The sequence below is a fragment of the Prevotella sp. P5-92 genome, from assembly GCF_002251245.1.
Lineage (GTDB): Bacteria > Bacteroidota > Bacteroidia > Bacteroidales > Bacteroidaceae > Prevotella.
Window position 1 is genome coordinate 1 of sequence record NZ_NPJG01000016.1, and the last position, 7,821, is coordinate 7,821.

Sequence of the window (7,821 nt, forward strand, 5' to 3'; positions counted from 1 at the left end):
CCATCGTCCATTTCAAAATACAGGGGGCAAAGCTGACTCATTGCTTATTCATAATGTAATTCTATAAGCAATCCACTGACAGGATAATACAACAGTTGTGCCAAAACTATTATTTCAGCTGCTTTAACAAAAGTCTGAATGTGGCAGACCCATAAAGTCGTTCCAACTCACCCACCAAATATTTCCATTAATGTACTGAAGTGAACCCATCCAACTTTGTGGGTTCACTTCATGAACCTGTCCCCTATGATTCTTAATTGCCGATGATATTTATTTAAAAATGTTTAAAATATTATCCGTTTGTTACTATATACAAATAAAAATCACTAATTTCGCACCCTGAAATCATAAATCAAATAGATAACGTATTATGACAAAGAAAAGAAAAACCAAACAATTAAGATGGCTCGTCACGATGATGATGCTCGCGATGACTATGGTGATGCCTATATCAACGTGGGCACAAGTAATGTACACAGTGTTCAATACCGAAACAAAAACGCTGACGTTCATGTATGGCAACAAACCAGAGGGTACTGATACCGAAAAGGTATATGATGTTCCTACCGATCCTACCGATCCTAAAACTTCTCCAGGATGGTTAGCAACATATAATAATTCCATTACGACAGTTGTCTTTGATGAATCATTCAAAAATGCACGGCCGACTTCATGCTATAAATGGTTCTATAGTTGTAGCAAATTGACATCTATTAAAAACATCGAGAATCTCAACACTGAGGAAGTGACGAATATGATGAACATGTTCCGTGCCTGCAAAAAACTCAAATCTCTTGACCTTTCAAACTTCAATACAGCCAATGTGACGAACATGGGTGTTATGTTCTATGACTGCCAAAGTCTCGAATCTCTCATTCTTTCAAGCTTCAATACAGCCAATGTGACGACTATGAGTAATATGTTCGATGGCTGCAAAAAACTCACATCTCTTAAACTTTCAAACTTCAATACCGCCAATGTGACGGATATGGGTTCTATGTTCGGAGACTGCTCAAGTCTCACATCTATCATTCTTTCAAGCTTCAATACAGCCAATGTGACGGATATGAGTTTTATGTTCTATGGCTGCTCAAGTCTCACATCTCTTAAACTTTCAAACTTCAATACCGCCAATGTGACGGATATGGGTTCTATGTTCAGCAGCTGCTCAGGCCTTTCCTCTCTTGCCCTTTCAAACTTCGATACATCCAATGTGAAGAATATGACCCGCATGTTCAATGGCTGCTCAGGCCTCAAATCTCTTGACCTTTCAAGTTTCAAAACAGCCAATGTGACGTATATGAGCTACATGTTCAATGGCTGCTCACGTCTCACATCTCTTGACCTTTCAAACTTCAATACCTCCAATGTGACGATTATGAGTTATATGTTCTATAACTGCTCACGTCTCAAATCTCTCAATCTTTCAAGCTTCGATACCTCCAATGTGACGGATATGATATATATGTTCAAAGACTGCAAAAAACTCAAATCTCTTGACCTTTCAAGTTTCAATACAGCCAATGTGACGAATATGAGCTACATGTTCAATGGCTGCTCAGGTCTCACGACAATTTATGTCAGCGATGATTTTACCACAAGCGATGGCACTAGTGGTTCTTTTATGTTTAAAGATTGCACAAATCTCGTAGGAGCTGCTCCATACAATTCTGGTAAAACAAAACAATCCATGGCCAACTATAGATCTGGCTATTTCAAGACATATTTCACATTGGGCGAAAATAAGGTGGAATTATGCGGAGAACAATTGACGACTGATATTCTTGACCTGTCAGGAGAAAAGGATTTCGTGGCTCATGCGCCTTTCACGGCTAACACGGCTACTTATTCCCGCGACCTCTCGTCATCAAAATCAACATGGTTCTCACTCTGCCTGCCATTTGCATATACCCCGGATAATTTTACTGCATATCAGCTTAAGGGCGCATCTGCTGATGCTGTGGAGATTGAGGAAATGACGGGAGAGATTGCTGCTGGAACGCCAGTGCTCTTCAAGTTTAAGGATGTCGTGAATAACGAGGAAAAGAAGATCAATATCTCTGCGAACAAGGCTGATATAGTAAAAGCGCCTGTTGATGGCACGGCAGTCAATGGCCCTGACGGCTCTCTGCAGCTCTGCGGCACATATCAGACGAAGACTTTCTCTTCGGAAGACAACAATGCCTTCATCCTGCTGAAAGACAAACTGATGAATCCTGCAAGGATGCTCACAACTCCAGGAGTGACGGGTGTTAGCGTCAAGCCCTTCCGCGGATATATGACTTTGACTGCTCCTGCTCAAACATCGAGTGCCAGGGCATTCTCCATCGGCCATGGTGGCGAAGAAGGAACGACTGCCATCGACCTGCTTAACTCTGTGGCCACCGACGATGCTGAATACTACGACATCAACGGCCGCCGAATCGACGCTCCCGTAAAAGGCGTGAACATCGTGCGCCGTGGCAACAAGACTATCAAATTAATCATCAAATAACTCATTACGACATTAGTAAATATGGAAAAGAAAAAGTATATGCGTCCCACAATAACAGTGTATGACATCACTCCCAGTGTTATCCTCGCGGGGTCGTCAATACAAATGGCGTTGGATGGTGATTACAACGGTTTAACCGGCAGTGAATACTACGGCGACTGACATCATCCCGACAATGGGGGATTGGATCACGGAGACCCCACAAGGGGTAATCCAAACGCTGGCTACCGTCCCGATGCAAACGCCTGTCGCAAATGTCCGCCGCAAATGTCCGCCGTTGTAGGGTCTTACCTCGTGTAAGACCGCCCGCCGCAAACGCCCGCGGGGAAATAACATATACGGGTTGCGGTCTTACACGAGGTAAGACCCTACATCGGCGGGGGCTGCGCCACGACGCCCGCCGCAAACGCCCGCGGGGAAATCACATTCAACTGTCACATAAAAGAAGAGGCAACTCAGTTGCCTCTTCTTTTTGTTCGTCTGCGATTTAGTTCAAGAGTGACATCACTCAGCGTACGTTCCTGCTATAGACTTCCCTGTTGAATAATAAACTCATATTTGAACATGGTCCCTGTCCCCTGTCCCTAATATTTTTATTTTTTCGGCAACTGTTTCATCATTCTGTCAAAGTCGCTTTCAAGCTGTGCCATTTCTCTCTGGCGGTAGATTTGGAACTCCTTTTCAGCCTTTTCCATGGCCTGTTTATGAGAGATGTGCCCTTTACCTTCCAGCAATTTCCTCTTTAGCATGATTATCTGGTTGTCGAGTGCTGACACCCAGTCGGCCATTCTCATTTCCTGCATTTCCAATGCCTGAAATTCAGCGTAGTCAAGGAATTGGGACACCAACAGGTTCAGTCTTTTCAGTTCCTGTTCCGTAAATGTGCAATGTTGCGTTGAACGCTACGTTTGCCCTCTTGGCGAACTAATAAGAAATCCTTATAAGTTCGATCTTCCTGTAATTCAGCGTCTTTGTATATGTTTTTAATGTGCATTGATATATTCTCTTGCGTAGTATCATATATCTCCGCAAGCTGTGCCTGCGTGAGCCATACGTCTTCATCAGAAAACCGTACGTTCACCTTGGTAATACCATTGTCATCTTGATAGATGAGTATTTTATTCTCTTTTTGTTGCATAATCCAATTATAAAAATGATGGTTATTCTATCTTATCTTTTATATCCAATTCTATTGCTTTTGCATATCGAAAACTAAACATTTCTCCAGCTTCAAACTCCAAAATGTTCTGACAAACAGGTCCGCCATCGTCCATTTCAAAATACAGGGGGCAAAGCTGACTCATTGCTTATTCATAATGTAATTCTATAAGCAATCCACTGACAGGATAATACAACAGTTGTGCCAAAACTATTATTTCAGCTGCTTTAAGTGCATGGGCATAACATTCAAATTGAGGTTGATAATGTCCTGCATAGAATTTGCCATTACTGTCCAATATGGCGGTCTTTCCCTTAGGGCATGTCTTGAAATCAACAAGCACTGTACCATTCTCTGTTTCCCAACAAAAATCTGGATGTGGCAGACCCATAAAGTCGTTCCAACTCACCCACCAAATATTTCCATGAACCAATGTACCTGTCCCCATGACCCTACCTCTCTTTCTTCTATTCCTTTCATACCACATAATTTATGTTTGCTGCAAAAATACAATTTTTCCGGGAAAGATGCAAGAAAATCCACAGAAATTTTGCATATTAGGATTTTTTATTACATAACAAGGCTTAAAAAACTTCTTATGCTATCAAATAGTTTTTGAATCCATTGTTCCTCCAAATGATGTCAACAAAATGTTTCAAGAATAAGTTCAATATCATCTGTGGAAATCCAATTATAATTATCAATCTGTATCAATCTGTGGATAAAATTTATGCGTAATTGTTAAATTGTCAGAATATTGAATAATTATTTGATGATGTTGATGCTTATATGAAATAAAATGTGTATCTTCGCAGCGCAGATGTTGTATCTGATACACCTCTGTAAAGAAAAAGCATGATTAAATTAGTTAATATTAGCTACGTATGATAGTGATGCCAACCATATACATTACCCATGACCGCCTGACTCATAATGATTTAGGGGGTACTTGCTATGACACAGCAACGTCAGCGACATATAACATCATACACAGAGCCTTCCGCAGGTGTCAGACAAAGGCACCGGCGGAAGGCTTTGTGCGTTTCAGACAAAACATTCAAAATGCTTTATCATTGCAATAACAAAATAATAAACAAAGTATAGTATGAAAAAGAAACTTACACAATTAAGATGGCTCGTCACGATGCTTCTGCTCGTGACGGCAATGGTGATGCCGCTCAAGGCTGCGGCACAAACTACTATCACGTCGGGAGACTTCACCTACGAAGTCATTTCGGCAGACGACAAGACAGTGGGTGTGAAATCCTACAGCGGAAATGGAGGTAATGTCGCCATCCCCCAAACGGTCTCCGACGGTACAAATACCTACACCGTAACTAAGATTATGAACTATGTGTTTTCTAAAAATTCTACGCTCACGGGCATCAGTATGCCTGGGACTATTATTGAAATTGGTAATAAAGCGTTTTATTCATGTAATAACCTTACAGGAGATATTACTATCAATGATCCTATACAGAAGATTGGATTAAGTGCCTTCAACAATTGCTATAATGACCAGCTCACCCTCAAATTCACCAACCTCCAAAATGTTCATATTGGCAGTGGGGCATTTTTCGGTTGCAAAGGTCTTAGTTCACTCGGCGGCACAATTTCATATATCGATGAAGCAGCATTCACCTCTTGCACAAAACTGACAGGCTCCCTCACTCTCAGTGCCGATATCACAAGCATAGGATATCAAGCATTCTACAAATGTTCAATTTCCGATATTACCTGCCATGCCTCAGTGCCTCCCACATTGAGTGATAGATGTTTTGATAGCGATGTCAACTATACCATCCATGTGCCATACAATACGGTGACAAATTATCAGTCGGTATGGGCGGCAAGCTACTCAAAGATGGACATATCTGCCATCGGGGCTGACCCTGTTCCCTCCGGCGGCATCACCATATATGCAAAGGGCGAAACTGCACCTTATATCTATGCCTACAGCGGAGAGAACAAATTGTCAGGCGCGTTTCCCGGCACTCAGATGACTCAGTGGACCAGTGTCAACGACGAGAAATTCTGGTTCTACAACATCAAGGGCTATGAGAGTATTAGTTATCGTCTAAATTCGGGCAGCGAACAGTCCCAGTCAGGCGAATTTACTGCCACCGACAACCGCTATCATGATACTGCGCCATGGGGCGACATTACCGATGAAGTCATCAACGGCAGCGGTGGCGGGGATAATCCCGAAGAAGGAGGAGAAACTGATGAGCCTGCCCCAGCCAAGGATATCACTATCTATGTGAAGGGCGCGGAAGCTCCGTATATATATGCAAGGATAGTAGTAGATGAGTCAGGAAATAGGATTAACCCTGCAGGAAGCTTCCCAGGCACTAAGATGACAGAATCGACCACCATCAATAGCGAGAATTTCTGGTATTACACAATTTCGGGATATAGCAGTTTCAAATATATTTTAAATAATGGAAATATTTATGGTGAGATTAAACAGTCAGAAACTCAATTAGCCACCGGCGACCGCTATCATGGTGAGGGCACTATCTGGGCAGACATCACCGCCCAAATGAGACCTGCCTCTACCGACATCACCCTTGCAGCCAACAGCGGCTCAACCGACTATTGGGGTACATACAGCAACATGAGTTCTGCCGCACGACTGAGCACAGTGGACGGCACAAGCCTGAAGGTGTATGACGCAAAGGTGAGCGGCGGCGTGTTGACACTGATAGAGCGCACAGGCTGCAACGTGGCACTTGGTGAGGGCGTGCTCGTATGGAGCAATGGTGCTAAGGTCCGCGCAACAGCTATCACCGACAAGTTGAACGCAACTGTAAATACCGACCTTGTTGCTACACCATCCGTAGCTCAGACGAAAACTGCCGACGACGGTTATAAGCTCTACCGCCTGACCTACAATGATGTTGAAAGCAAGACTGGCCTCGGTTTCTATCTTAGTTTGGTAAAAGATGAGAATGGTAAAGTTGATGAAACCTCACTTGGCAAAAAGCTTAAGGCCACTCCGGGAAAGGCATATCTCAAAGTATCTACCGAGGCTGCCACAACTACCGCCAATGCAGCGCCAGCCCGAGGCTTCGTCTTCCCCGGCGATGACGAGACAACCGGCATCGGAGAGATTGTCATCGAGGGTGATGCAGGCATAAGTGGCTCTGCCAATGCCGATGGCCGCATCTACAACCTCCAGGGCCAGCAGGTGACTGCCCCCGTGAAGGGACTCTACATCAAGAATAACAAAAAAGTGGTAATCAAATAAAACATAGAGACATGAAGAAAAAATATATTAAGCCAGAGATGAAGGTTTATGAAATTGAAACTCCACAGTTGTTGGTAGGGTCGCCAGATATTAATTCTAATGTGCCTTATGACAACAACGAAGGCATGTGGTAATATAGGATAATTATCTATTTCAATAACATTTGAAGGCTGCAAGCGGCATAGTAAATGCCATTTGCAGCCTTCATTGTGTTTGCGGAGGGTCATAAGGAGAGGTACGTTGGTTCACTCTTTAGGGTCGATGAACCTGTCCCCGATGATTCAAGAAAGTAAAACAGAAAACAGTTAAACAGTTAAACAGTTTTATTTTAAAGTAATGCACAATGAAAGATTGCGCCAACGCCTGCCGATGTAGGGTCTTACCTCGTGTAAGACCGCCCGCCGCAAACGCCCGCCGCAAACGCCTGCGGGGAAATAACATATACGGGTTGCGGTCTTACACGAGGTAAGACCCTACATCGGCGGGGGCTGCGCCACAAAAACCGCCGCAAACGCCTGCGGGGAAATACATATCCAGGGGGTGCGGTCTTACACGAGGTATTTTAATCTAAAGGGACAGGTTCGTCGGTTTACTCTTTCGTGTCGATGTACCTGTCCCTCGTGATTCTCTTAGTTTTGCACCCGAAATAGTGCGGAATGGTGTGTATAATTGTTAAATTGTCAGCATATTGAATAATTTTCTGATGATTTTGATGCTTATATGAAATAAAATGTGTAATTTTGCAGTATGACAGCATTGCCAACCATATACATTACCCTATATGACAAATTATAAGATTTCAATAACAAATTAAAAAATAAAATAGTTTATGGAAGAAAGAAACAAGAAACACTACGTGGCACCTTCGATGAAGGTATATGAGACTGAGCCAACACAGATTTTGACAGGAAGCACCAA

At 43.0% G+C, this 7,821-nt stretch carries 5 protein-coding genes and 1 pseudogene; 4 read left to right on the forward strand and 2 right to left on the reverse strand.

Going from position 1 to position 7,821, the window contains the following annotated elements; all coding sequences use genetic code 11:
• Positions 1–370: 370 nt before the first annotated feature.
• Positions 371–2,494, forward strand: coding sequence for a BspA family leucine-rich repeat surface protein (locus CIK99_RS02255; RefSeq protein ID WP_094379353.1), 2,124 nt, complete (start codon positions 371–373; stop codon positions 2,492–2,494).
• Positions 2,495–2,515: 21 nt separating this feature from the next.
• The gene (locus CIK99_RS15125; protein WP_158215875.1) at positions 2,516–2,656 is read left to right on the forward strand and encodes a hypothetical protein; all 141 of its coding nucleotides are present in this window, start codon (positions 2,516–2,518) and stop codon (positions 2,654–2,656) included.
• Positions 2,657–3,087: 431 nt separating this feature from the next.
• Here CIK99_RS15125 and rhuM read toward each other — a convergent pair.
• Positions 3,088–3,632 (reverse strand): annotated as a pseudogene (gene rhuM, locus CIK99_RS02260) (RhuM family protein).
• 169 nt (positions 3,633–3,801) lie between these two features.
• Positions 3,802–4,140: a hypothetical protein gene (locus CIK99_RS02265; protein WP_094379355.1), complete on the reverse strand. Its 339-nt coding sequence runs from the start codon at positions 4,138–4,140 to the stop codon at positions 3,802–3,804.
• A 618-nt stretch (positions 4,141–4,758) separates the two neighbouring features.
• On the opposite strand from CIK99_RS02265, the gene CIK99_RS02270 reads away from it, so the two are divergent.
• A complete protein-coding gene (locus tag CIK99_RS02270) occupies positions 4,759–6,903 on the forward strand; it encodes a leucine-rich repeat protein (protein ID WP_094379357.1) in 2,145 nt (714 codons plus the stop codon).
• Positions 6,904–6,914: 11 nt separating this feature from the next.
• Positions 6,915–7,037, forward strand: coding sequence for a hypothetical protein (locus tag CIK99_RS15865; protein ID WP_256387382.1), 123 nt, complete (start codon positions 6,915–6,917; stop codon positions 7,035–7,037).
• Positions 7,038–7,821: the final 784 nt, after the last annotated feature.

Coding starts and splice junctions, on each gene's coding strand:
- CIK99_RS02265 (WP_094379355.1), bottom strand. CDS start 4,140: ATGTGGTATGAAAGGAATAGAAGAAAGAGAGGTAGGGTCATGGGGACA.
- CIK99_RS15865 (WP_256387382.1), top strand. CDS start 6,915: ATGAAGAAAAAATATATTAAGCCAGAGATGAAGGTTTATGAAATTGAA.
- CIK99_RS02270 (WP_094379357.1), top strand. CDS start 4,759: ATGAAAAAGAAACTTACACAATTAAGATGGCTCGTCACGATGCTTCTG.
- CIK99_RS02255 (WP_094379353.1), top strand. CDS start 371: ATGACAAAGAAAAGAAAAACCAAACAATTAAGATGGCTCGTCACGATG.
- CIK99_RS15125 (WP_158215875.1), top strand. CDS start 2,516: ATGGAAAAGAAAAAGTATATGCGTCCCACAATAACAGTGTATGACATC.